This is a genomic window from Palleniella muris, from assembly GCF_004792655.1.
Lineage (GTDB): Bacteria > Bacteroidota > Bacteroidia > Bacteroidales > Bacteroidaceae > Prevotella > Prevotella muris_A.
Window position 1 is genome coordinate 44,269 of record NZ_SRZC01000017.1, and the last position, 25,847, is coordinate 70,115.

Genomic DNA, 25,847 nt, shown 5'->3' on the forward strand with positions numbered 1-25,847 from the left:
TCTCTTTTATGGAACATGAACAAACAATATAAAAGCGAATAAAATTCTTTTGTTTCTTTATTTTCTTCGAGCAACTATCCTCTTAGAGAAAGGCTTGCCACTGTACGATGATGCCCAAAAACCATGGCATTCCCTTGTATGCCTTGGATATTTTTATTAATTTTGCAACATGATTCTGATAATTGATGACGACAGCGCGATACGCGCCTCACTGAGCCTCATGCTCAAACGCAGCCACCACGAAACCCTCACGGCAGCCTCGCCAAAGGAGGCAATGGCGATTGTCAGGGAAAGGGAACTGCGACTGATAATGATGGACATGAACTTCTCCTACGCCACTTCCGGCGACGAAGGACTGACGCTGCTGAAGCAAGTGAAGCTGTTCCGTCCGCATGTGCCGGTCATCCTCATGACGGCATGGGGCAGCATCGACCTCGCCGTGAAAGGAATGCAGGCTGGAGCGTTCGACTTCATCACCAAGCCGTGGAACAACGTTGTACTCATGCAACGCATAGAGACTGCGCTGGAAATGAGCGCGATGACCGCCGGCAAAGAGAAAGAAAGCGCAGAAGAGGAGTTTGACCGCAGCTTCATAATCGGTGAGAGCCGCGGGCTTATGGAGGCGATAGAGACCGCGCGACGCATAAGCAAGACCAACGCCGCTGTGCTCATAACGGGCGAGAGCGGCACCGGAAAGGAACTCATTGCGGAACTTATCCACCGCAACAGCCGACGGAAAAGCGCGCCGTTTGTGAAAGTGAATCTTGGCGGCGTGTCACAGTCACTGTTCGAGAGTGAGATGTTCGGACACAAGAAAGGGGCGTTCACCGATGCCGTAAACGACCGCAAAGGACGCTTCGAAATGGCTGACGGCGGCACGATTTTCCTTGACGAGATAGGCGAGCTGGACCTCTCGTGCCAAGTGAAGTTGCTGAGAGTCTTGCAGGAACAGCAGTTCGAACCGCTTGGCGACAGCCGCACACGGCAGGTGGACATACGCATAGTGAGTGCGACAAACGCCGATTTGGCACAGATGGTGAACGACAAGAGTTTCCGCGAGGACCTGTTCTACCGCATCAACCTTATCACCATCCACCTCCCACCGCTGCGTGAACGGCGTGAGGACATCCCACTTCTCGTCAGGCATTTTGCTGAGGATGCAGCAAAGCGAAACGGCATAGCACCGGCAGAATTCCCGGAAGAGACCATGCAGAGGTTTGCCGCCCTGCCATATCCTGGCAACATCCGCGAACTGAAGAACCTTGTGGAGCGTGTGGTGCTGGTGGGCGAAAGTGTGCTTGACGACGTCACACTCACGTCTTTGCCCGAACAGGCAACGGGACTTCACGACATGGAACGCCAAGCCGTAGAGGCTGCCTTGCGGAAATGTGAGGGCAACATCTCACAGGCAGCGGAGCTCCTCGGCATAAGCCGCCCTGCCCTCTACCGCCGAATGGAGAAGTACGGAATCACAAAATAAGTCCTATCCCTCAAAGCCATCATGGCTTGAAGAGGTTATGGCTCTAAGAACTAAAAGAAACAAAAGGATATTATTCCTTATATGCACCTCAATAGCTCATACTGTTGCAGAAAAGCACATCAGAGGTTGTGGCAGAGCCACACTTTCTAACAGATTCTTATTTGGGAAAGCATCTTGCAAAGGCGAAGCGGGTTCTTTTTCTTCTTTTCTTTCTTAGAGCCATAACCTCCTAGAGAAAACCACTCACCTTCAAGCAACACCAACCAAAATAAAAGACAAAGCCTATGTGGTATGCCATTGGAACATTAGCAGCAATCAACGCGCTTATTCTCACCTATTACTATTTCAAAGTATGGAAACCCATGCGCACCATTGCCAACGGCATTGACCTCCTGCATGAGCAGGACTTCAGCAGCCGTCTTGCACCCGTGGGCGAAAGACAGGCAGACAGGCTTGTGGCGATGTTCAACGAGATGATGGACAGCCTGAAGAATGAGCACCTTAAGCTGGAGGAGCAGAATTTCTTCCTCACCCAACTGATAAAGGTTTCGCCCATGGGCGTGGTGGTCTACGACTACGACGGCAACGAGACCATGCGCAACGCTGCCGCAGAACGCCTGCTTTCCGAAGGAGGAAGCACACTGCAACGTGAGTTAACCGGCATGAGGCGTGGCGAGGAAACGACCATAAGGTTAAGCGACTCACAGATTTACCGCTGTTTCCGCATGTCGTTCACCGACCGTGGCTTTGCCCGGCAGTTTCTCCTGATAGAAAGCCTGACGGAAGAGGTGGTGGCTGCCGAACGGCGTGCATACGAGAAGGTGATACGCATGATTGCCCACGAGGTGAACAACACCATGGCGGGCGTGGGCTCCATACTCGACACACTGCAGCAGCTGAGCGATGAGGAGGAGAAAGAACTCATGGCTGTGTGCGTCGACCGCTGCCACTCCATGAGCCGTTTCATCACACGGTTTGCCGATGTGGTGAAGATTCCGGAGGCTGTTACCAAGGATTCCGAGATACGCTCGTTCATCCTCAGCCGCAGCAAATTCCTTGAGTCGCTATGCTCTCCGCGCAACATACGCCTTGTTTTCCGTCTCGGCAATGAAGACATCACTGCACCAATCGACGAGTCCTTGTTTGAGCAAGTGCTCACCAACATCGTGAAAAACTCGGCGGAGAGCATCGGGCAGGACGGCACAATAACCATCGGCCTGCATGGGCGCACCCTCGAAATCATCGACAACGGCCACGGCATAAGTCCCGAAGTGGAGCAGAAACTCTTCTCTCCGTTCTTCTCCACAAAGCCCGACGGACAAGGCATAGGTCTGATTTTCGTGCGCGATGTGCTGCGCAAGCATCATTTCCGCTTCTCCCTCCACACCGACCAAGAGGATGGGCTGACGCATTTCAGGATACATCTTTAGCCTTATCACACGCAACACGATACATCATGGTGTATCACACTGTATCTCAGTCCATTACAAACAACAAAACAAAAGGTAACACTTTGCATTGCAAAAGGTTACCTTTGACATAGTAAAAGGTTACCTTTGACATAGTAAAAGGTAGCACTTGACATGGTCAAGTGCTACCTTTCGTTTTGCCCATAAATAGCCTGCGGCAGAGCCACAATCCTCATGGCGACTTTACATTTGTAATCACATAGTAAAAACTGCGTGGAGGAACCGCGTTAGCGGTTCCTATGCACAGAAACATCCGGATATTTAAGTGTACATAATTATGGATACATTATATTTTACCGGACGCCCACTACCACTGCCCGGCAAGATGTTTGGTGTCAATACACCTCCACCGCATCTATGCGCACCCAAGTGCCGACTGTGCCGTAATCGGAACGCTTCTTGTCGCTCCAGTTTGATTTCAAGCCTGTCACCTCTATCTCCAGACGGTACGCGCCCTTCGGCAGACGAGGGCTGACATAGCGGACGCCGTCAGCCGGCACATTGCTGTAAAAGTCTATCAGCTGCCTGTGGCGTTCCTTCCCTTTGTTGTCAACTATCCTCACCAAGGCATATCCGCCGTCATTCGCCGTGCGACCTTTTATGATTATACGGTTGTTTTTCTTTAGTTTGAGGGACAAAACTTTCACCGCACCCTGCTCACACGACTGCCAAGCCAACGGCTTCCGTGTGCCTGCAAACTGCACAGCCTGACCGGTGAAAGGATTCCACGCCTCTTTGTATTCCGGAATCGACAGCACACCGTCCTTTGCTTGGATAGGAAGCCACACCTGAGTGGCGGCAGAACGCTGGTGCGGGAAAGACCACCTGTCGCCCATGTACATATAACTTGTTGAGCCATCCTGCTTTACAGGCAGCACAAAGGAGCATTGGGAATTGTAGGAGAGAGAACCTTTCGGACAGAATTCTCCACGATAAGTCCAAGGACCGGATAGGTTTGTGGCTGTGAAATACATGTTGTCATTGCGTTCCCAACTGGTGGTGTGGGACGACAACCAATAGTATATGCCGTCCTTCTTCATCATGGCAGGCGATTCGCCCACACCCTTTTGTCCGCTTACGATACACGAGTCGAGAGAGTGGAAATCCTCGCTGAAACGGTAGATGCTGCCGTGGTGCACAAGAAGATAGGCTCTGCCGTCGTCATCCGCAAACGAACCGATGTCCCAACGCTTTATCGGATTGCCCTTATAGAGCAACGGACCGCGATAAGTGTATTCGCCATTGACGGTGGGACTTGTGGCATAGACCACGCACGGGTCTTTGTACCGCCTGTCGTCAGAATGGGCTATCATGATGAACTCCCCCGTCGTGGGGCAGCGCAACACCTTCGGACGCTCGCCGATGCGCATAGGACCAAGCCGTCCGTCCTTCTGCACAGGCAGGGCGATGCGCTCAAACTGCCAGTCCGCAAGGTTGTCTGACGAATAGCAACTGAAGCCATTGAAAACATTGGCACTGTCGGTCTTACTCTCTCCGAACATGTAGTAACGCCCGTTGTCATGGATGATGTTCACGCCATGCGCATTGACTATGCTGTCGCGTTGGTCATACCATGGCACGCCGTTGACCACCACCGCCTTCTGCGCAAACGATGCGACAGCTGCCGCAAACATACAGGCAAGGATATAGATTTTTCTTTTCATATTGATAGTTTACTTTATGCAAAGATAGCGAATTTCCATGAATTATCGGATGATTTCTGCAAGATTGATGTATAAAAAAGTGATAAATTTAGATATATCGCCGCTGTTTTCATGCCTACTTTATAGGCTATTATAGTCTGTATAACAGTTTTTTACCATTGGTACACAACTTTGTGGTCCACAAAGTTGTGTACCAAGATATTTTTTTGTATCTTTGCATAAGATAAGCTGCACCTCGGCAGTTTTGAGCAAGCTCAACTGCACTCGGTTTGCATTATCTTTGCCACAAAACGAAACAACATTACAAGAAACATGACCAAAGTTTTTGTCTATGGAATGTCGGTAGATGGGGATAATTTCACCGACAGGAAAAAGGAAACGGCACGATTGAAACTAAACTTCGAGAATGGCATCAACACCATATTGATTTCACCGCGCCGTATGGGAAAGACCTCGGTCGTAAAGAAAGCCATTGGTGAACTGGAAGGCAACGATGATGTCATGACGGTTTATATGGACATTTACGATTGCAGGAGCGAGTATGATTTCTACAACAAGTTTGCTGCGAGTGTCATACAGCAGACCGCAGGACGCATTGAGCAATGGGTAGATAACGCAAGGGAGTTTCTGTCACGCCTGTCACCGAAAATATCGTTCAGCACAGACCCAATGAGTGAATATTCGCTGTCGTTGGGCATCACCCCTGCGACACATTCGCCTGAAGAGATTCTTAATCTGCCTGAAATTATCGCACGGAAGAAAGGTAAAAGCATTGTCATCTGCATTGACGAGTTCCAGCAGATTGGGGAGATGACCGACTCGCTAAGCATACAGAAACGGTTGCGAGGAGTATGGCAGCACCAGCAAAACTGTGCCTATTGCCTGTCTGGCAGCAAGAAGCATTTGATGATGAACCTGTTCCAAAACAAGCGCATGCCTTTCTATATGTTCGGAGAGACTATGCTGCTTGAGCGTATCCCGACAAGCGACTGGACGGAATACATACAGGGACGCTTCGAGAGCAAAGGAAAGAGAATCAGTGAAAAATTGTGTGCGCTAATCTGTGATACCACAGAGAATTATTCCTCCTATGTCCAGCAGTTGGCATGGAATGTCTTTGCCGAGACTGAGGATGTCGCCACCGAGCAGAACTTTGACGACGGCAAGGACGCACTTATAGCGCAATACAGCGCATTCTGCCAACAGACGATACAGGGATTGAGCACATACCAGCTGAATTTCATGCGGGCTATCTTGTCCGGAGTCCATTCCGGATTTGGCAGCAAAAAGATTATGGAGGAATACAATCTTGGCAGCAAATCAAATGTCACAAGGATTCAGGATGTGCTGATTGAGAAAGAAATCATTGAGAAGCGCAAGGACGGACTGTTCTTTGCTGACCCTATATTCGCCATTTGGTTTGGCAGAGAGTCGCATGTAGGTATGCGAAGGTAGTGCGCAATCCACTTTCCATGCAGGCATGCCGTGAGAAGCGAAACGTCTTTGGGGATTGTCAAAGCCATAATGCACCAAAAGGAGACTTTTCATAAAAATGAGAAGCCTCCTTTTTGATTATTATTATCCGATACAATTATTCTCTATTGAGATACCCCCATTTATACCCCAATAAAATTTGGAACCGCTCGTCAAATGTTGTACCTTTGCATCGTAATCGGAAACAATACTGATTACTGTGTTCTTTGACATATTTACCATAATTTATATATAGGAATCTTATTGTTTTTGCACCTGTTTTCTTACGACACCTTTTAATGTACCACCTTGTCACTCGAGAGCCTTGTCAATGGCAGAACTTATCTCATCGGCGCGGTAGCCGGTGCGTTTATAGACGTAGCGACCGGTCTTGTCGATGACGAGATAGGACGGCCAGCCGGTGAAGCCGAACTTTGAGAACAGTTCATGCGACTGCTTCGGAGTCATGCGGTAGTGATCACCGTCCATGCCGCTCGCCATGTTGCGCCAAATGTCTTCTGGCGATTTGTCGTCTGTCAGGTAAATGAATTTCACACCCTTATCCTTGTATTTCGCCTTCATTCCGCTGCTGTCAAACTGCTTTATGGCATGGCGGCATGGACCGCACCATGTGCCCCAGAAGTCCACCATAATGGCTTTTCCTTCGTATGTCTTGCAGACATCGGCGAGGAAGTGCTCGCCGTCGGTTGATGGCGTCTCGTAGATAGTGAAATTGTTTCCCTTCTTGCGCTCCTCCAATATTTGGCGGAGCTTCTCATTCTTCACTGTATAATATTCGCGTATCACAGGATTACTGAGTTTCGCCAGCATCTCGTCGGTCAGAGGTGTGTCAGTCTCCATCGCACGGCTTGCCTCTGCGGCTTCTATGCCTTCAAACAACGGACCTTTATCTGTGCCCAAATGTGTTATGCGATATTCATTCACATACTGTTTTATTTTAGCGTTAAGAGCCTCAATTTCTTCGGAGGCAATAGTCTCGCCGACCTTTTGCTTCTCATTTATCGGCTCTGACAACTTTTTCATTCTTTCCACAAATAACGAATCGGAGAAATGAGCAAACTCAAAAGAGTTTATCACACTGTCGAACTCTCCGCTATATGCAATCATCATGTTGTTGGTGTCCAGTTCCTTGTGCATCAGGATATTCTCGTTGCCCATCCTTGCACCTTGCCCTATATATGGGGCAGCATATTGCACAGTTTGTATTGCGGAAGCGTACTCATGCAGTCTTACCACCTGCTTGGCACGCTCACCAATGCGCAGTGTGTCAATGGCTTTCATTTTCTTCTCCGTCCAATCTTTCCGCTGCTTCAGGAACTCCTCCACACTGATTGTCTGCCCTTTCTTAGGGCGTGGCATACGGTTCCATATCACCATACGCGCCTCAGGGGTAGTGATTCCATTGTTGACATCCGCCAGCGGCCCTTGACAGTGCAGCCTGTTAAGATCCGGAACGGTGGCACGGTTTCTCACATTCACATACCGGCTTCCGCCCATGCGGTGAGTGTTTTCCGTCAGGTCGAGTGTCACACGGCATGTGTCACCCTCCGTCAGCACAAGTATGCCGTACCAGTTGCCTATGTGCACATACACACCTTGGTGGGTGGCGTACATAGGCACATCAACGCTAAATGAGCCGTCGGGCGCGATGTCGGTGTAAAAATCCTTTCCGTTCGAGTTTATGGCAGAGCGCGAGGAACCTTCTATCTTCATATTCATTTCCGGACGGTAGCCTATGATGCGTCCCGCCAATGTGCCTTTTCCGCTGCGCCATTCGGGCATTGCGAGCGGCTCTTTGCTCTCGGTAATGTCTTTATATTCTGTGATTTTCCCTTTATTCCTCTTGTCGGTGGATATGCCCCAAATCTGGAAATCCCCTTTCGCCGTGCCTTCAAGGAAATCAAACTCGCTCACTTTAGGGTCAATCGGTTCAAACACAAGTGCAAACTTCCTTGTGCCTGTCGAATCGACTTTCTCCCGCTCATTCGGTTTCAGGTTCTGCGTTCCTTTCAGCACATATTTCTTTCCGTCAGCCTGCAGCCAGCTCCCTTTGGCTATTATGAACCACCAACCCGGATTCGAATAGTATGTGCAGCGCATCACAGTGGCAGTGTCACTCAGTTCCAATTGGTCTATTTGCAACTGCGGAGTTGTTGACACATCACACCATGGGTTCTTCACCACTTTCACTTTTGCATTTAGCTGTGTCGTCACAGCTATCATTGCGATTAACAACAATAAGATTTTTCTCATAATCTGGTAGTTATATTTAGGTTTGTAATACAAAAGAGGCATCTAAACCTCTTTTGACAGCAAATGTTTTTCCGTAGCAACACATTTCACATTATCTCTTTTTCCTCAGCAATTCACGCACCTCCATAAGTGCGAACCCAAGGAGGTTTTCCCCTTTCCACAGGCGAGGGTCGCAGGCATCAGGATTCTTGGCTTCAAGACCGATGCCCCAAATCTTATCGTAAGGACTTGCCTCTACGAGGACTTTGTCACCGGTGGAGAGAAGAAAGTCGCGGAGTTTCGGATTCTGTCCGAATTTATGGAGGTTGCCATTCACAACAACTTGTGACTTCTTCATGTCCCAAAGACGGGCATCGAAATCCCTGACCATACGTCCAAGTTTCTTTATTTCCCGTGGGTCGTCAGTGGCAAGAATCCGTTCGCGTGTCTCCGTGTCACCCATAAGGCGTGCCTTTTCCGACATCATATACTGCTCTGTGGAGGAGTACATCTGACCGTCAACCTCAAACTTGCATGGATACCACTGGCTGAAACACGCCTTTGTCACGACATGAGGAGCAGAGAGGTGTCCCCAAAAGAATAGGTATTCGTGAATACATGAACTTGAAATGAGGTCTTCTTATATCATAATGTTACCGTATGGATTTGATTCGTTGTGATTATGACGCAAAAATACTGCATTTTTCTGACATATCAAAATTTTATCAGAGAAATATGCCGCATCATGCAAAAAGTCTATAATAATATTCCTTCACCAGCTGCGGTGAAGGTACTCACGCTCGGAAAACTCAAATAAAATTTGGTTTTCTCTCGACTTATTCGTACCTTTGTCCAAAGTTATGAAAACATTTGGGGCATGAACAGAAAAACAAACAGAAAGGCTATAATAATCGGAGCCACTTCCGGCATTGGCATGGAGGTGGCAAAACTGTTAGCACTGCAAGGTTGGGAAATAGGTGTTGCCGGACGACGCATTGAGCGGTTACGGCGGCTGCAGCAGGAAAACCCTCAGATTATGGCGATAAAGGAAATCGACATCACTAATGAGGACGCACCAAAGAAGTTGGAGGAACTTATCGCAGAATTGGGAGGTATGAACCTTTATTTCCACAGTTCTGGCATAGGATACCAAAATGTTGCGCTTGATGCCGACAAGGAAATGGCAATCGTTGCCACGAATGGTATGGGCTTCACGCGTATGGTGACCGTGGCATTTAACTATTTTGCCGCTCATCCTGAACAAAAAGGACATATCTCCGTGATAAGCAGCATCGCCGGAACAAAAGGACTTGGTGCATCCCCTGCCTATTCTTCCACAAAGCGTTTCCAAAGTCATTACATGGAATGTCTCGAGCAACTGGCGCATATCCGTGGGCTTGACATTGCATTCACCGACATACGTCCGGGCTTTGTCACCACGGAACTTATTGAAGGATGCAACTATCCCATGCTGATGGATGCAACGAAGGTGGCACGGAAGATTATCTCCGCAATAAAGAAGAAAAAGCACAGCGTAGTAATTGATTGGCGTTACCGCATCCTTGTCTTCCTGTGGCAGCTTGTCCCGGGGTGGCTGTGGAGGCGATTGAAGATAAAGAGTTGACGTTATGTTAATAAAAAATGTCCGTAATTTCTTTGTACAATGAAATAAAAAGGCTATCTTTGCATAAGATAAGCTACACCTCAGCAAACTCTATTGCTTTATCCTTTTACAAAAAAATATAATTCTTAGACGCTTATGGCACCATTCGTTGAAGAGGCAAAATACATTAATCCGTATACTGATTTCGGTTTTAAATTTCTATTTGGCACAGAATGCAACAAGGAATTTCTCATAGAATTCCTTAACGCACTGCTGCCTATGGATCAAAAAATACAAGACATTACATACCTTAATCCCGAACAACTTGGCGATACAGCAGCAGAAAGAAAATCAGTCTTTGATGTTTACTGTCACTGCGATGACGGAAGCTATGTTATTGTGGAGATGCAAAGAGCGCCACAAGTGTTCTTCAAGGACAGGTGTGTCTACTACTCATCCTTCCCTATACGCCACCAAGGAAAGAAAAGTCAGTGGGACTATAAGCTGTCCGCCGTCTATACAGTCGGTGTGCTTGACTTTAAGTTTGATGACGATGAGGAATACTACCATCATGAAGTGCAACTGGTTGACAAGGCTACGGGCGAGGTGTTTTATGACAAACTGACATATGTCTTCCTTGAAATGCCTAAGTTCAAGAAGGAAATCAACGAATGTGAGACTATCATGGACAAGTGGCTTTTTGTCCTGAAGAACATGGCACGCCTGCTTGACCGTCCTATAGAACTGCAAGAGCGCGTCTTTGAACGCCTCTTCCGCACGGCAGAGATTGCCAAGATGTCACACGAAGAACTTTTCAGTTACGAAGAGAGTTTGAAGAACTACCGTGACTGGAGAAGCACTCTTGACAAAGCCGCGGATGAAGGGCATTCCATAGGACTTGCCATAGGACTTGAGAAGGGATTTGAAAAAGGAAGAGCAGAAGGGCTTGAAAAAGGACGTGAAGAAGGAAGAGCGGAAGGAATTGCAGAAGGAATGCGCGCCACAGCCATTAGAATGCTGTCATTGGGTCTTGACCATGAAACAATATCAAAAGTATCAAGACTAACAATTGAAGAAATAAAAACATTAGACAAACAAACAACAATTATACAAGTTTGCAACAAAGGGTAATTATTGGAGGCAGAATCTCTAATAATTATCCTTTATACATCATCTAACCCATGGAACAGAAAATGAACCAAGAAGAACAAATACTCATAAGAATCACAGGTCAGGACCGTCCCGGACTCACAGCGTCGGTCATGGGAATATTGGCAAAATATGGTGCACAAATCCTCGACATCGGACAGGCTGACATCCATAGCACACTGTCACTCGGAATCCTTATCAGGACTGATGAGACACTTTCCGGACAGGTGATGAAGGAACTGCTCTTCAAGGCAACAGAACTGAACGTGAACATCAGATTCTCACCTGTCACCGATGAGGAATATGAGGATTGGGTAGGCAGACAGGGAAAGAACCGATACATCCTCACACTTGTCGGCAGACAGCTCACAGCACGACAGATAGAGGCCGCTGCAAAAGTAATTGCCGGACAAGGGCTGAACATAGACTCTATACTGCGCCTTTCGGGACGTGTGAGCATGAAAACACCATGCAAGAACTCTCGTGCCTGCATAGAGTTCTCACTCCGCGGCACACCAAAAGACCGTTCTGCCATGCAAGGCGAACTGATGCAACTCTCAGCAGACATGGAAATAGACTTCTCCTTCCAGCATGATGACATGTACCGCCGAATGCGCCGACTGATATGCTTCGACATGGACTCCACTCTCATACAGACAGAGTGCATCGATGAACTTGCAGCGCGTGCAGGCGTTGGCGACAAAGTAAAGGAAATCACCGAGCGTGCCATGCGTGGCGAGATAGACTTCAAAGAGAGTTTCACCGAGCGTGTGGCTCTGCTCAAAGGTCTTGACGCATCAGTGATGCAGGATATTGCCGACAACCTCCCTATTACAGAAGGTGTGGACCGCCTTATGTCTGTCCTGAAGCGTTGTGGCTACAAGATTGCCATACTCAGCGGAGGATTCACATTCTTCGGGGAACATCTGCAAAGACGCTATGGCATCGACTATGTCTATGCCAACGAACTTGAAATCGGCAGTGACGGAAAACTCACAGGCCGTTATGTCGGCGAGATTGTCGACGGTCATCGCAAAGCAGAGCTTCTGCGCCTTATAGCACAGGTGGAAAAGGTGAACATCGCACAGACCATCGCTGTCGGCGACGGAGCCAACGACCTTCCGATGCTCAGTGAGGCAGGTCTCGGCATTGCTTTCCATGCCAAGCCGCGTGTTGTGGCAAACGCAAAACAGAGCATCAACACCATAGGCATCGATGGCGTGCTCTATTTCCTCGGATTCAAAGACAGCTATCTGGGTGAATAATACTTGTTGCCGGAAACAAACAACATTTCCGGTCGACTCTCACACCTAAATTTATTACAATATGAATCAGGGTGTACCGTTGATGAAATAATCACGGTACACCCTGATTTCATTTATTGTCAATCACTATTACTTTACAATTTCCTTGACAATGCTTCCGTCAGAGAACTTGATAATGTTCAAACCTTTCTTTGGAGATGTCAGACGGCTACCGTCAGCACTGTAGCGCGCCACTTCCTTGACATCAGCACTGTTTCCTGCAATGTTCTCAATGCCTGTAGTAGTGGCATCCTTAACAGCAGCAGTCTCTGTGTTTGTCACCCACAGTTTGTCATAGAGATTCTCATTGGCAGGCTTACGGCTTATGAATGCCACAATGTGCATTTTATCCTTGTCCCATGTGCTGTTGAGAGTGGTACTGTAAGTTTTCTCATACTTGCCACCGTTCATCTGAATATCATCACCATAAGGATGAGTCAAGACCTTGCGCAGTACGTTGTCATGAGTAAAGTTGGTAATCCACCTGCCCTGATTGAGCTGCTTTGAAACAAGACCATCCTCTGTAAGATAAACAGTCAGAGCAGCATTGTTGCCAACAAACTGTGTGAATGTTTCAAGAGTCTCTCCCGATACTGTTATGTCAAGCTTACGTGTTGCCTCATCGTATTTTGCATCAAGTTTGATCGAAGCAAGCGCAGGAATCTCATTTGTGTAGTCAATAATAGAACTGAGATATTCCACAGCATAGTCGGTATAACTTGGGTCAAAACCAAGACCTATCGCCAAAGCGTCTTCTCCCGGCAGAAGCACACGGTTGAAAGAAGCACTTGGGAAGCCCATTGTCTGGAATCCGGCAATATAGCCGCCTTCCGTTATAGTGTACATGTCTTTTTGCTGGTCACTCATGTCTCCGTGTACGGAAACCCATGCTATGTCGTTACGTGTGGTGACAAGTTTCTCAAGAACATTGATACCAAGTGGACAGTATGTACAATACTGTGATGTGAAGTGCTCCACAAGCTGTTTTTGGCGTGGCAGGCTCTCTACATACACATTGAATGGCACAGCAACTGTATTTCCTGTTGTTACAGCCTCACCATTAATTTCTTTAACATAAAGTGAGACATTATGCTCTCCAACTGTTGCGTCGGCAGGAATGTCCAGCATTCCCTCGAAAGACATGGCACCGCCTTCGAAAGCCGGATTGGCATTTGGGATTATCTCAACTTCCTTGCCGTCAAGAGCAACTCCCAAAGTGAAACTTGCCGGAAGTTCTTTGCCTTCGCTAAATATGGTGGCTGTGTAAGAAAGCTGCTTGCCAGGCTTGACAAACGGTACAGAATACATATTGCCAAGCTGAAGATCATAAAGCGGGAAGCCTCCCTCTTTCTCGACTATACACTGCACACTGAGATTACCATAGCTCTCAGCACCTATGTCATACCAGCCTGTTCCCTGACCCAAGTTGCCATATACGAATGTCGACTGGATTGCAGTTCCGGCAGGCACGAAAGACAATGGGAAACAGGCATCATCATAATACTGTCCGTTATTGGTGTTGACCTGAGTGTACTCAAATCCGACAAAGTACGCCTCCACTCCCTTCGCATCAATGGCATAAGGAGTTGTCAGCTCAACAGTGTTCCAGCCTGCCACAGTAGTCTCCACATCCTGAGAAACAAGAGCAGCACCCACACTACCGTCCGGATAGTACGGATAGATGAACACACGTGAAGCACCTACCGGACAGCAAAGACCGAAACGGATGCTCTTAATCGTTGCACCGTTGAACTTGCTGCCTTCTGTGATTGGCAGATATGTTGCCGCGATCAATTTTCCCGGATACCTTGGAAGTCCTATACCCGCTGTTGCAATGTCATCTGTGGCATAGTTTCCGTATATCATCTCGTTGTCAGCAAGCTGAACCTTTTTCGGAGCTTTCTTCTTGCCGGGCATCTCGGCTTTCATCGCCACTCCTTTTTGTCTCTCGACGATTCCGACTTCAGCCTTCATAGCCTTGAATCCGGAAACCTTCTGCGCGCTTACACCGCCTGCCATAAGCAGGACTGCAGCCAATGCAAGTAAAGTTTTTCTCATGGTCATTTCCTTTCTTTTATAAAATTAATGGATTAGTATATATCAGCATTTATTTCACAACCTTTTTCATGCCGACACGCTTGCCGTCCTTCACAGCCTCCAGCAAGTATGTTCCTGAAGCAAGACCCTGCACAACGGTCTTGTCAGCACCCTTGACAACAGTCTTTCCTGTGATGTCGTATACATTAAAAGACGCAGTTCCGTCAGCTGCAACACCACTGATAGCGGTATTGTCACCATAGATGCAGTTAACAGTCACCTCAGGACCATAAGCCTTGAAAGCATACTTGAAGTTCGGGAAATTTCCGCTTCTTGTCATGACTTTGAGCTTAACAGCGATGGTGGCGGTACCGTACTTTCCCTCTCCTGCCGGAATCCACTCTGTCGCGAGTTCCTTTTTAGCATTTGCCGCAATATTGCCGTTACCTGTTGTAAATGATCCTGTCACACCGGAGACACACTCCTGTGGGAAGCAAACCTGAAAACTGCCGTTTGGAAGGTTCTTTACAGATACTTCCGCAGCTAAATAAGCCTCAGCATTGGTTGTATTCTCCACCGACAGACCTGTGGAAATAAAGAACCCTTCACCAAATGGGTCTTCTGTGATTTCGGAAACATTGATTGTGCCTCCATTCGCAACCGGATTTCCGTTTGCATCCACAAAGCGGAAAGTGTTGTCAACCTCCTGTGCCTGCATGCCTGCTGCCATGACAGACAAGAGCACTGTAATAACGAATTTCAGTTTCTTTCTCATTATTGTTTTGATTATTCAGCCGGCTGTTCCGGCTCATTGTTTATCAGTTTTGTTTTCGTAACCTGCTGCACGCCGTTATCATTATAGATAAAAGCTACCACAGCCATATTCTCTGGTTTCCATGAGCTGTCTATCGTTGCTGTCCTGCTGACACTGCGCACCTCGCCTTCTGCAAGATTGAACTCTTCACCCCATGTGCTGTTCACAGCCATGCGGAACACATGGTTATGGACATAGGATGCATTTGCAGAGCCGTCAGGCATAAGCTGCATGGCAACGATGCCGTCCTCCACAAGCCATATCTGCAGTTTTCCGTCAACCTTCTCCGCACCAAACGCACTGACATCAACAGTGAGCTCACGCGATGTCTCAGCATACGAGCAAGCGGCTTCGATAGAAACAATCGAAGTCTGCTGTATCTGCTCATATACAGCCGTCTGCCACTGGTCACTTGTATATGTGCCGCCGACACGTCCGACACGCCCTGCCGGCAGTGATGGCGAACCTGCAGCAGCATAGTACTCATCGCCTGTGGCTGTGCGCAGACCTGTCACCTTACCATTGGAGTTCACTGCCAGCGGACCGCCATGTATTCCAACGGCAATGACATTATCCTCGCCATACTGCTCCTGCAACTGTGCTATAACATCTGCCGCATTAGGACAGTTGATGCACCGCTGTCCCGTGAAATCTTCAAGAAGGACACATCGCTTGACCTCTGCCGGCTTTACATATATCAGTCTGTCATTCTCACCCACCGTGTCGCAAGACACAACGGAGAAGCAGACAGCACAGAACATTGCATATAATATATTCTTCATTTTCATCGCTTATCAGAAGTTATAGTTGTAGGAAATGGTGACACCCCTGCTTGCCGGGACATAACGGCATACTCCTCCCGAGCAGTTGAAGCCTTCACGCGTACGCCCGTAACCTAACTGTATGCGGTGTGAGTTCTTGTTGAAGGTTAGCGAGCCTTGGTAGTAATGGATGTTTGTCTCCCCACAGTTATACTCGTCAGAGACACTTATCATCCAGTTTGGCAGCAGCGACAATTCCAGCAGACCGAACATCCAGTCGCCAAGGTCTTCAGCAGTACTCAGGTATTGCGCCTCGGCACGCAACGTCATCTTCTTGTTTATCTTGTACTTTCCCTCTGCCACAAAGATGTCGGAATGAATCATGCCTCCTTCACCCTCTACCGCTGTCTTGTTGTAGAACTGGTTCATGTACATGAGATTGAGCGTGAACGCACGTGAGAGTTTCTTCTCTATCTGCATGTTCAAGTCCTGATAGTAAGTGTCAGAGCCCCATTTCCAGAACGACGACTCATATCCGTCACTGCCTGCAGCTCCTGTGCCGCTGACAGTGCGGTTGATAGAGCGGATGTACGAGAAGTTGAGCTTCACGTTAGTTCCGTACTTGCCGCCTAACAGTGTCTTGCGCTTGAACTTGTAGCCCATTGTCGCCTGATACGCCCATTCACCATTCGGACGCGTGGCATAAGGATAGAGTGCTGCAAGAGCGTAGGTGTGGTCCATGGCAAAGGCCGGAAGATGGTTGATGGTCGATGACAGTCCGTGCTCTGAGCGCGTACTGTTGAAAGACATATTGTCACTGCGCTTTGCCTGCAACAGCAGGCTCATGCCACTCTTCGAATAAGACGCGGAGAGCATCGCTACATGGCCGTTACGGTATATATAGCCGTTATCGAACGTAGGGTCCTGCGACTTCTGAGCATACTCGGCAAGCAGGCGCAGACCGCCATGCTGCAGCATTGCTCTTACGTCAAAGGCATTGACGTTGCGCGGAAGGTTGAGCTTATGGGTCGCGTCAACCATAATGTCGTCCTTGCCCTCGTGCTTGTTCACAAACGATGCTCCAAGCATAAGGTATGTGGACTTGTCACGCAACGGCTTTATCCACTCGTCCAGATTAATCTCCACATCACCTCCGGAGACAAGAGCGTCATTGTAGCTCCAGTAGTTGCGCTGGACTCCGGTCAGAGCTTTCAGGGTCACGCCACGAAGAGGCCTGACCACTGCCCTCCCGCCTAAGAGCGAGTTGTCTATGCCAAGACTGCGCTCCTCGTAGGTACGGAGAATGAATCCTGAACCGAACTGCTCATAGAAATTGCCCAATGTCAGTTCAAAGTTTTCTGTATGCAGCTTCGCATAGATGTTGCCAAGTCCCCAACCCTTGAAATCCGGCTCGAATCCCGGCAGCGGATGCTCCAGATACTCAAGCCTCAGCCCTGCATCGACATACTTGCTCTGCAGGTTCACATCGGCATAAGTGTTGGTAAGCAGGTCACCTTCATACTTGCTGGTGCCTATCTTCTCGTCATCCTGAGGTATAAGGATATCGCTCTGTATGCTTCCCGTGACAATAACCTTCTTGTCACGGTTCTCCTGCGCCATGGATGCAACCGAGAAGCATACGGCAGCAATGAGTAATATGCTTCTTGTGTACAGTCTCATCAGTATTGTTTTTCTGTGTTTCAGGGTTCTCATTTGCCTACAAGCTCCCTCACCTTCTCAATGAGTTCAGCCTCTGCACCGTCCGTGTAGCCGTTATGCTTGTACACTATATTGCCCTTGCCGTCCACTATCAGTGTGTATGGAATCATCTGTATTCCAAGCGCACGCTTCAAGTCGCCGTTAGGGTCAAGCAGCACTTCGTAGGGCCATCCGTTCTCATCCACAAGAGGCTTTACCTTATGAATGTTCTGTGCCTGGTCGATGGAGACGGCAATGAGCTTCACACCGGTCTCCTCCTGCCATTCCTCATACACTTCGTTGATGGCTTTCAGCTCACGGTTGCATGGCTTGCACCATGTGGCGAAGAAGTCAATGATAAACGGCTTGCCGTTGTTTGACAGAGTGTCTGTCCTGACAGTCTTTCCGTCCATGCTTTTCAAGGTTACGGCAGGGAGCTGGGCAGCCACTTCGCCAATCATGCCTGCCAATAGCAAAACTGTTGCGAGAATAATTCTTTTCATCATGCTTTCGTTAAAAGAAACATCCACAGGCGGCATGTATTGCAGCATGCCGCCTGCGTGTTTGTCCGTCAGAATAATAAGATTATTTTTTTACTTGATGACCTTACGGGTTGACACTTTGCCGTTTTTCACAGTCTTGACCACATACACGCCCTTGTTGCGTGCTGCACCGCCGGTGACAGCCTTGCCTGTGAGGTCGTACATGGAAGTCACACTCTCGCCGTTCTCTGTCTCAGGAGCGTCGATGGCTGTTCCTTCTGCTGTCGTGTCGATGATATAGCTCTCGAAATCCCCTGTGCCTGTAACACCGAAACCGATTATGTATTTTCCGTCAGGAGTGATGTCCACCGGAGTGTTTGCCATAAGGTCGTACTCCTCAAGCGCCTGCAGTTTGCATACATTGCGGAGCAGTTCCGGCTGGCTTTCGCCTGCTTTCCATATCAGTCCCTCGCGACCTATCATTCCATAAGCAGATGTATAGCCAAGCATTGTGCCGTCATTGGTTATACGGCTTGTCTCCACAGTCTGGTTTGCCTCAATGCCTTCAGTACCGTCAATGACAGCAATCTCAAGCTGCCTTGTCTCAAGGTTAAAGCGTGCCATGCGCATCTCACTGTAATCCCAGTCGCCGCCCCACAGCTCAACCTGAAGCGCAATCCACTTGCCGTTTGCGCTAATGCCGGTAGGGAAGAACAGTGTATAAGGACGCTCTGCCGTATATTCCATACCATCGTTAAAGTAGTCCTTGCACACCATGTCCAGAACATACTTGCCGTCATCGCCAAGCTGCCAGACTATAAGAGGATAAGTGGCCATGTTGTCAACGACAAATCCCATGACAGTCTTGCCGTCGGCAGAGATGTCAATAGCCTGTGTGCCGTTCACCTCGAAACCTATCTCTTCCATGGTCGGTTCAGGAAGAAGCACAAGTTCGCGATTTTTCCAAACACAGGCGTGGGAAACGTATGCCTCATTGAACACACATCCGGCAACAACAGTGCCGTCAGCATTTATGTTTCTTGCCAGCGACATCGGATAGCCTTCTGCCATAGGAAGCCTTACAATATTGCCATCGATGCTGAATGTTGCGCCTTCATCACCTGTACTTACAGACGCCACACCATTGTCGGCAACACCTTCGGCAGAACCCTCCGGAAGGTTTTCGGCGTCCTCGACAACCTTGTCATTCTGCCAGTCCCATATAAAAGAGCTGTAAGCTTCTGAGTTTCCTGACACATACTTGCCATTGTCTGATATGGCAAGTACCTGGTAGCCACCGGGGAGAATCTTTATTGTTTGTGAAGAAACCATTGTCGCAAACAACACCGCGACAGACAAAGTAAAGATTTTTTTCATAAAGAATAGTTTTAATTAAATATTTTAAGTTGCTTTTTTATCCTAATCTGTAAGTTTAAACGACATTTGTCTTACAAAACATCTCTTTCTGTAACTTTTTGCAAAAGTAAACTTTTTTTTCGGGGGGGGGGATTTTTTTTGCATATTTTTACGCCTAATTAACATTTCACTCTGCATCAAAAATACTGATTAAGCAAAATTAACACAACTTTGTGAACTGGTAACCATTCAGCGTACAAATTCATCCCAACCACAGCACCGTGAAACGGTAACTCTATTCCTAACCGCCTATGGAGCGAAGCGACATGGGCGGTGCCTCAGTATATCATCCTGCACCGTAAGACGATGCCTCATGATTGGTTTTCCCGCATTTCATAACTGTGAGAATGTGCTATGCATGAGGGACCGTTTCACGGTGCAAGTTTGTGTTGCGAGTGCCGTGCATGTCGCTTCGCTCCATACACGGTTAACGAAGAGTCACCGTTTCAGGGTGCTTAAAGACAAGCGGTTTGGCAACACCGAATAGTTACGTGGGCTGCAAAGTTTGTGCACCATAATAAAATTACTGTTGTCCGGTAAAAAAACAATGACAGGCAGTAAAGCTCTTGTATATCACCATCTTATGAGTTTTTTCTTCAAAAGGGGCTTGTCTTGGGAACCGCTAACGCGGTTCTCTGCCCGGAAACATCCGGACATTGCGTACACAATCAGAGATGCATTTGCGTTTTACCGGACACCAACATATACAATTAAAGCCGTCTGACGGGTATTCCGTCAGACGGCTTTAATTGTATATGTTCAGAAAAAACTGAGAATAATCAGCTATCCCACATCGTTTGCCGGGACTTAACTATCGCAACACGAAACCGGCATAAGGGCTTGTTCCCTACTGCCGGCAAATCTTCTTGCCGTTCGTGATTACGATTCCCTTATAATCCGGAGCCACTCGCCTGCCTGTGAGGTCATAGGTTGCGGAAGCGGAAGCAGTGGCAGTGGTGATGTCGACATTGCTGATGCCGGCAGTGCTTTTCTCAATGACATTGAATTTTGTTATCCTTCCGGCAATGCTGCCCCAGTTGTTCTTGCAGCAGAGCAGGTGGACATAGGAGCCATTGGGAAATGCCAACTGACCGGTCTTGCTGTTGATGGCAGTGGCGAAGTCTATTGTCATCTCACCACTCTCAGGAATGGTCTGCACTATCTCCACGAAATCGGGACTCTCTGAACCGTCAGGGTTGTCCTCGGGACGGTTGAAAAGGAAGCGAAGGTTCATGCCTGCATCTCCCTTTACGTATATTCCCGCATAAGGGGTGAGGTCGGCAAAGGCGAAATATCGCACACTTCCGGTAGATTGTCCTGCAACGACACCGCCGACACTGATGTCAGTATTGATGTTGACCACGGCATCAGGATTATCGTCGGCAGCATCAATCACAGCATCGGCACCGACACCAATCCATTTATGCCACATGTCGGCAGTGATTGCCAGCTTGTCAACCGGAGCTTTCACCAACGAATAGCGTTTGCAGAAGTTCCATATTTCCTGCGTGGTGCTCACTCCGGCGTTGATGTCCTCCGAATGCCAATGTCCCTTGCCTTCTATCTGAAGCAGCGCAATTTCTATGTCAGAGTCGTTTGTTGTCCATCGTGTGAGCGTTGCCTGAGAGTTTGGCTTGGTCTTCGGATACGGGCTTATTGTCTCCGGAGCCTCATCCATTCCCTCATACACTGCCCACCTCTTCACATGCTCGGTAATGGCGGGATAGCCTCCTGCGGCGTGGTTCATGTCGCCGGTCCACCAGAACACATTGTCACCGGTGCCATGGGTATGGATAAACGGCACACGGCGTGGTGCTGACGGTGCGCGGTTGTCAAAAGGGACACCACTGACAGGTCCGAATGCAGCCACTTCGTTGCCCATCTTCTGCATACAGACGTATGTCATCATGCCACCCAGCGAGAAGCCTGTCAGGTAGACGCGGTCAAGATTGACATTGTAACGCTCGTGCATTTTCGCAATGATTGTCCTGAAGAAATTGATGTCGCTTGTGCCGCCTGTGTCCCAAAACTTGTTAACGGCGTTAGGCAATACGACGACAAACTTCGCCGAGTCTGCGCACACGTCCCAATGGGTCTGGTTCAACTGGTAGTGCGCATCCTGGTTGGCACCGTGCAAAGAAATGACGAGAGGCGGGGTTTCCGGCAAATCCTTTGGGGCATGAACCAGCATGGTGCGGTCCTTTCCGTCAACGGTCAAGGTCTCAAGGTCCTGTGCCGTCACCGAGGATGTGTACGACAACACGGTACACAGGCAAAATAAAAAGATTTTCTTCATCTGTTGGTTTTATTTATCAGGTTGTACATGTATTGGTTTTGCTTATTGGTTATATCTGTTGTTTTCCGATGCAAATTTAATCTTTTTCCTGCAAATAATGTTTCTATGATGTTGCATAAACGTTATGTTATGTTTCATCTGCATGGTTTTCAAGGATTTCATAGGGCAAAAACAGTCTTTCTTCCAAGTTTTATCGCACAACAGCAAAATGCAACGCAAAAAAAATAAGAAAACTCACGCCTGAAAACCGCAAAATACAGCGCGTAGAAACAAATTGTGAGCAGGAAACCAAAAATATCGCATATTTCTCAACTCCGCAGTACCGACTGACAATCAACACATTAACTTGCTTTGCCATTTCTCTTGCAACAGTTTTCCTTGCCAAAGGTTACCTTTCGCCATACGATTCGTTACCTTTGGCAGTGCGGATGGTTATGAATCGCAGCGGAAAAGGCTACCTTTTTCCGCTTTTTTCGTAATAAAAAGTGGAAAAAAGCATTATCTCCCACATTTCCAAGCATTACAAACGGGATTTCCAAACGCTGTTTCCACATTATGATAAATAGAACATTGGAAAACTCATGCATAAGTTTCTCTAAATATGTCCACTACAGAGTTTACCTAAAAGTTTGCTTACCTCACTGCCAGTATGCTTTTGGATTTCCTTGCCAATTTAAATAATTCAGTTGCAAACCATTCCAATTTATGGTCGTCATTATATCTACATACATTTTCAGCCCTCTCTATTGCGAACTGAATTCTCGACGGATCACATTCATAATCGAAACCGTCCGCAATGAGACTGTCTACATATTTTTTTATACTGCATCCATAAGGCACTGATTCAATTTCCGGCAAGCTGTCATAATGATGGTAGTATAGCCAAACTTCAAAACATGGATTGCTTTGTGCAACATTCCATGCATTATAAGCTTTTATCTCATCATATGTCTTAAGGATATCTGAGTTTTGAGCAGCACAGAACTCCCTCAGAGGGGTGATTTTTCCCTCTTGTTCCCAAGTATCTGTGTCAATAACAAACCAAACTTGGTCTTTCTCCCTGCATTCCAATGAACAGATTCGGTTTTGGCCAAGAAATTTATCCTTTGCCAGTTCCATTAGTTTCAGAGGGTCTGTTCCATTCACAGAGGGTATAACAATCAATTCAAGGTTTGAAGACAAGCCGACAAAGAAATTAAAGTATTTGATTTCAGAATCTGTCCCCTCGCTTATGATGTAAATCTTACTTGCATCCTTCAACGGATCTTTTTTAGTATAATCTTTTCGTCTGGTTATCATATCACCATTTCAAGTCTGCAAGGTTTGACAAAAAGGGAATTCCACCATAACGTCCATTCAGATAACCATTCTCAATATTGGCTGTCTTATGGATGTTATAGTCGCTTAACGGATAAAGTCGTGTTGACTGGCATACATCCTTCTGGGCAAACCAAATCTCATCAGGTCTGAAAATCGTCTGGTCAAGGAGGCAGCTTTCATGAGTGGTGAATATCAGCTGTCCTTTTGCCTCAAGACTTGCTGAAATTTTACTTATAATATTCTTAATCATTATAGGATGAATGCTCCGTTCTATCTCATCAACGACAAACACTTTGTCATGTTTCAATACAGAATATAATAATGGCATATACTCTATTATGCGGCGAGTTCCGTCGGACTCCTCTATGAAATCCAATTCTACCTCCTTCCCATTGGAATCAGTATGAATAGGCTGCATCTTCTTAAGTATAAAATCCCCATTCTCAAGAACCAAATTGGAAACATCACCATTATCAGAACGGAGTGTACGGATAGTTCCCGGATTATTCTTTAGGAAAGCGGCAGCTTTTATCCATTGAGAATCTCCCTTAATATCATCTTCTGAAAGAATTTCCCTCTTAACATCAAGCTTGGTGATTCCTGTCTTTAGTTCGGGTAAGATTTGATTCACTAATGAAGCGAATTCCTTATCCACATCCAAAGTGTGTGGCAACAAGCCTGTACTCATAGAAGGCACTACAACCTGCATGTTTCTAAACCAATTGAAAGCTTCCCTTACCAAAGGAATCTCATTGGGGTAATAGTTTCCAAAAAAGGAGATAGCAAGCATGTCTGGGCGTATCATCCGCTTGGCTGTCTCTGTAAATCCTGCAAAAAAATTCACGTTGCCGGCAGCTTCTATAAACTCAGGACGAATTTCAAGTGCTTCTCCTTTGCGAGAAAAAATTATTGTATCGGATTTCTTGCCACTCAGATATAGTTCTTCATCCTGAATTCTGAGATTCTGGAAAGCGAGATGATAATAAAAGACATATCCATTGGCAAAAAACTCAATAGCCAGTTCCGAAGGACTATCCTTTCCACCAGTATCAAGTTTGAAATACAAATCGTCTCTGATTGACAGATCTCCAATCTTCTCGGAGGCAACCATCTTTCTCAATAGGGCAATACACTTAAGTAAATTACTCTTACCTGCGCCATTAGCTCCGTAGATAGCGGTCATGCGCAATGCTGTGACATAGTCGCACTGAACCTTGTGCCAGTCATGACTATGGCTTCTACTTGAAGGAAACGTGTTGAACTCCACAGCATCCTTAAAGGAGAGTATATTTTCGGCGATGAATCTTAGTAACATTGCAGTTGCGTTAAAAATCAACCACAAATATACTTATTTTTCCTGACAACAGCAAATTTTGAAGCACAAAACCCACAAACTCCGTTGATATTTAACCGAAATAGACACACAAACAGGTAATTTCAGATGTAGTATGATTACCAATGCATATCTTTTTCTAAAACAAGATGCATCTGTTTGCCTGTTAACGTACAAATAAAGATTCCCCGTCTTACAAATTACGAATCAAACCTTCTAATACATCAAAAGCCGGCAAACGGGAGTACCATTTGCCGGCTTTTGATGTATGAGTTGTCAAAGAAGGGGATTACAGGATGTCGATTACAGGGACAACGTCCTTGTCATTGTATTCGAGGTTCTCACCTGCCATACCCCAGATGAAGGTGTAGTAGTAGGTGCCTGCTGCTGCATGGATAGACCACTCCGGAGACATGATAGCCTGCTCGTTGTGGAGCCATACGTTACGAGACTCCTGCGGCTGACCCATAACGTGGTCGATGGTCTGTCCTTCAGGAAGGTTGAAATAGTAGTAAGCCTCGATACGGCGGCCGTGGGTGTGAGGAGGCATGGTGTTCCATACCGCACCCGGCTCAAGCTGTGTAAGGCCCATCTGAAGCTGGCAAGGACCTTCCTCCAGTGCGTCACGTACGATGAGTTTGTAGATTGTGCGCGCGTTAGCCTCTTCCTTTGTTCCCACAGGTCCCCAGACAGCAGCCTTGAGAGAGCCTTTGCGTCCGTCGAGGGTCACCCACTGTGTCTTGTAGTGACGGTGTGCGGTAGCGGAATTGATATAGAACTTTGCAGGGTTCTTCGGGTCTTTGGAGCGGAAGACAACGCTCTTGTTGATGTCCTTGTCCTTGCCGATGTGTCCGCGACCAACATAGAGAGCCTCCTTTGGACCGAGGACATATTCCTTGCCGTCAACGAGTACGGAGCCTGTACCCTGTCCGCAGTTGATGATGCCAAGCTCACGGTTGTAGAGGAAGTATGGCTCTTTGATTGTCTTGTCGACAGAGAGTCCGAGAGCCGGGAAGTTCTCGAGTTTGAGTTCTTTGTTCACAGGCATAGCACCGCCGAAGATGAAGCGGTCGTACTGTGAGTAAGTGAGGTTGATTTCATCGGCAGCCATAACCTTCTCCATAACGAAACGCTCGCGGAGGGTCTTGGTGTCGTAATGCTTAACATCCTCAGGATGGCAAGCTGTCTGGAAATAAACATTCTGCTGGGCAGAAGCGCCGAGTGCCATAATGGCAAGAGCGGCTGTCAAAAGAGTCTTTTTCATTTTTTATAATTTAGTTGGTATTATGTGTTGG

Annotated in this window: 19 protein-coding genes; 6 read left to right on the plus strand and 13 right to left on the minus strand. The window is 47.4% G+C overall.

The annotated features are described in order from the left end of the window. The first annotated feature begins 169 nt into the window (after nucleotides 1-169). Both E5358_RS10370 and E5358_RS10375 read left to right on the plus strand, forming a co-directional pair. The gene (locus E5358_RS10370) at nucleotides 170-1,480 is read left to right on the plus strand and encodes a sigma-54-dependent transcriptional regulator (protein ID WP_135940119.1); all 1,311 of its coding nucleotides are present in this window, start codon (nucleotides 170-172) and stop codon (nucleotides 1,478-1,480) included. A 284-nt stretch (nucleotides 1,481-1,764) separates the two neighbouring features. After that, nucleotides 1,765-2,910 carry a sensor histidine kinase gene (locus E5358_RS10375; RefSeq protein WP_135940120.1) on the plus strand — a complete coding sequence of 382 codons (1,146 nt, stop codon included), beginning with the start codon at nucleotides 1,765-1,767 and terminating at the stop codon, nucleotides 2,908-2,910. Between the two features lie 374 nt (nucleotides 2,911-3,284). On the opposite strand, the gene E5358_RS10380 is transcribed toward E5358_RS10375, so the two are convergent. After that, on the minus strand, nucleotides 3,285-4,613 hold the full coding sequence (locus E5358_RS10380; protein ID WP_135940121.1) for a family 43 glycosylhydrolase: 1,329 nt from the start codon (nucleotides 4,611-4,613) through the stop codon (nucleotides 3,285-3,287). 312 nt (nucleotides 4,614-4,925) lie between these two features. Between E5358_RS10380 and E5358_RS10385 the strand changes: the two genes are divergently transcribed. Next, complete coding sequence (locus tag E5358_RS10385) at nucleotides 4,926-6,068, plus strand: AAA family ATPase (RefSeq protein WP_135940122.1); 1,143 nt, start codon at nucleotides 4,926-4,928, stop codon at nucleotides 6,066-6,068. Between the two features lie 330 nt (nucleotides 6,069-6,398). Here the strand turns inward: E5358_RS10385 and E5358_RS10390 are convergent, their stop codons facing one another. Together E5358_RS10390 and E5358_RS10395 are read right to left on the minus strand one after the other, a co-directional pair. Beyond that, nucleotides 6,399-8,360 carry a TlpA family protein disulfide reductase gene (locus tag E5358_RS10390; RefSeq protein ID WP_168354641.1) on the minus strand — a complete coding sequence of 654 codons (1,962 nt, stop codon included), beginning with the start codon at nucleotides 8,358-8,360 and terminating at the stop codon, nucleotides 6,399-6,401. 91 nt (nucleotides 8,361-8,451) lie between these two features. Next, on the minus strand, nucleotides 8,452-8,970 hold the full coding sequence (locus E5358_RS10395) for an NADAR family protein (RefSeq protein WP_135940124.1): 519 nt from the start codon (nucleotides 8,968-8,970) through the stop codon (nucleotides 8,452-8,454). A gap of 246 nt (nucleotides 8,971-9,216) precedes the next feature. On the opposite strand from E5358_RS10395, the gene E5358_RS10400 reads away from it, so the two are divergent. The 3 genes from E5358_RS10400 to serB all read left to right on the plus strand — a co-directional run bounded on the left by E5358_RS10400 (nucleotide 9,217) and on the right by serB (nucleotide 12,356). Next, the gene (locus tag E5358_RS10400) at nucleotides 9,217-9,963 is read left to right on the plus strand and encodes an SDR family NAD(P)-dependent oxidoreductase (RefSeq protein ID WP_135940125.1); all 747 of its coding nucleotides are present in this window, start codon (nucleotides 9,217-9,219) and stop codon (nucleotides 9,961-9,963) included. Nucleotides 9,964-10,098: 135 nt separating this feature from the next. Continuing rightward, a complete protein-coding gene (locus E5358_RS10405; RefSeq protein WP_135940126.1) occupies nucleotides 10,099-11,073 on the plus strand; it encodes an Rpn family recombination-promoting nuclease/putative transposase in 975 nt (324 codons plus the stop codon). Between the two features lie 62 nt (nucleotides 11,074-11,135). Next, nucleotides 11,136-12,356 carry a phosphoserine phosphatase SerB gene (gene serB, locus E5358_RS10410; protein ID WP_422121074.1) on the plus strand — a complete coding sequence of 407 codons (1,221 nt, stop codon included), beginning with the start codon at nucleotides 11,136-11,138 and terminating at the stop codon, nucleotides 12,354-12,356. Between the two features lie 129 nt (nucleotides 12,357-12,485). Here the strand turns inward: serB and E5358_RS10415 are convergent, their stop codons facing one another. From E5358_RS10415 to kduI, 10 genes are all read right to left on the minus strand, one after another. After that, entirely contained in the window at nucleotides 12,486-14,453 is a 1,968-nt protein-coding gene (locus E5358_RS10415) for an Omp28-related outer membrane protein (RefSeq protein ID WP_168354642.1), read from the minus strand. Between the two features lie 49 nt (nucleotides 14,454-14,502). Next, nucleotides 14,503-15,207 (minus strand): T9SS type A sorting domain-containing protein, encoded by a 705-nt coding sequence (locus tag E5358_RS10420; protein WP_135940129.1) that lies wholly within the window; start codon nucleotides 15,205-15,207, stop codon nucleotides 14,503-14,505. An 11-nt stretch (nucleotides 15,208-15,218) separates the two neighbouring features. Continuing rightward, nucleotides 15,219-16,028, minus strand: a complete 810-nt coding sequence (locus tag E5358_RS10425; protein WP_135940130.1) for an Omp28 family outer membrane lipoprotein — start codon at nucleotides 16,026-16,028, stop codon at nucleotides 15,219-15,221. Nucleotides 16,029-16,040: 12 nt separating this feature from the next. Next, nucleotides 16,041-17,687, minus strand: coding sequence for a DUF6029 family protein (locus E5358_RS15120; RefSeq protein WP_168354643.1), 1,647 nt, complete (start codon nucleotides 17,685-17,687; stop codon nucleotides 16,041-16,043). 29 nt (nucleotides 17,688-17,716) lie between these two features. Further along, on the minus strand, nucleotides 17,717-18,208 hold the full coding sequence (locus E5358_RS10435; protein WP_277821260.1) for a TlpA family protein disulfide reductase: 492 nt from the start codon (nucleotides 18,206-18,208) through the stop codon (nucleotides 17,717-17,719). Between the two features lie 90 nt (nucleotides 18,209-18,298). Next, nucleotides 18,299-19,564, minus strand: a complete 1,266-nt coding sequence (locus E5358_RS10440; protein ID WP_135940132.1) for a hypothetical protein — start codon at nucleotides 19,562-19,564, stop codon at nucleotides 18,299-18,301. Between the two features lie 886 nt (nucleotides 19,565-20,450). Further along, entirely contained in the window at nucleotides 20,451-21,899 is a 1,449-nt protein-coding gene (locus tag E5358_RS10445) for a CE1 family esterase (RefSeq protein WP_135940133.1), read from the minus strand. A 633-nt stretch (nucleotides 21,900-22,532) separates the two neighbouring features. Continuing rightward, entirely contained in the window at nucleotides 22,533-23,198 is a 666-nt protein-coding gene (locus E5358_RS10450; RefSeq protein WP_135940134.1) for an RloB family protein, read from the minus strand. A 1-nt stretch (nucleotide 23,199) separates the two neighbouring features. After that, the gene (locus E5358_RS10455; RefSeq protein ID WP_135940135.1) at nucleotides 23,200-24,534 is read right to left on the minus strand and encodes an AAA family ATPase; all 1,335 of its coding nucleotides are present in this window, start codon (nucleotides 24,532-24,534) and stop codon (nucleotides 23,200-23,202) included. Between the two features lie 307 nt (nucleotides 24,535-24,841). Continuing rightward, nucleotides 24,842-25,816 carry a 5-dehydro-4-deoxy-D-glucuronate isomerase gene (gene kduI / locus E5358_RS10460; RefSeq protein WP_135940136.1) on the minus strand — a complete coding sequence of 325 codons (975 nt, stop codon included), beginning with the start codon at nucleotides 25,814-25,816 and terminating at the stop codon, nucleotides 24,842-24,844. Nucleotides 25,817-25,847: the final 31 nt, after the last annotated feature.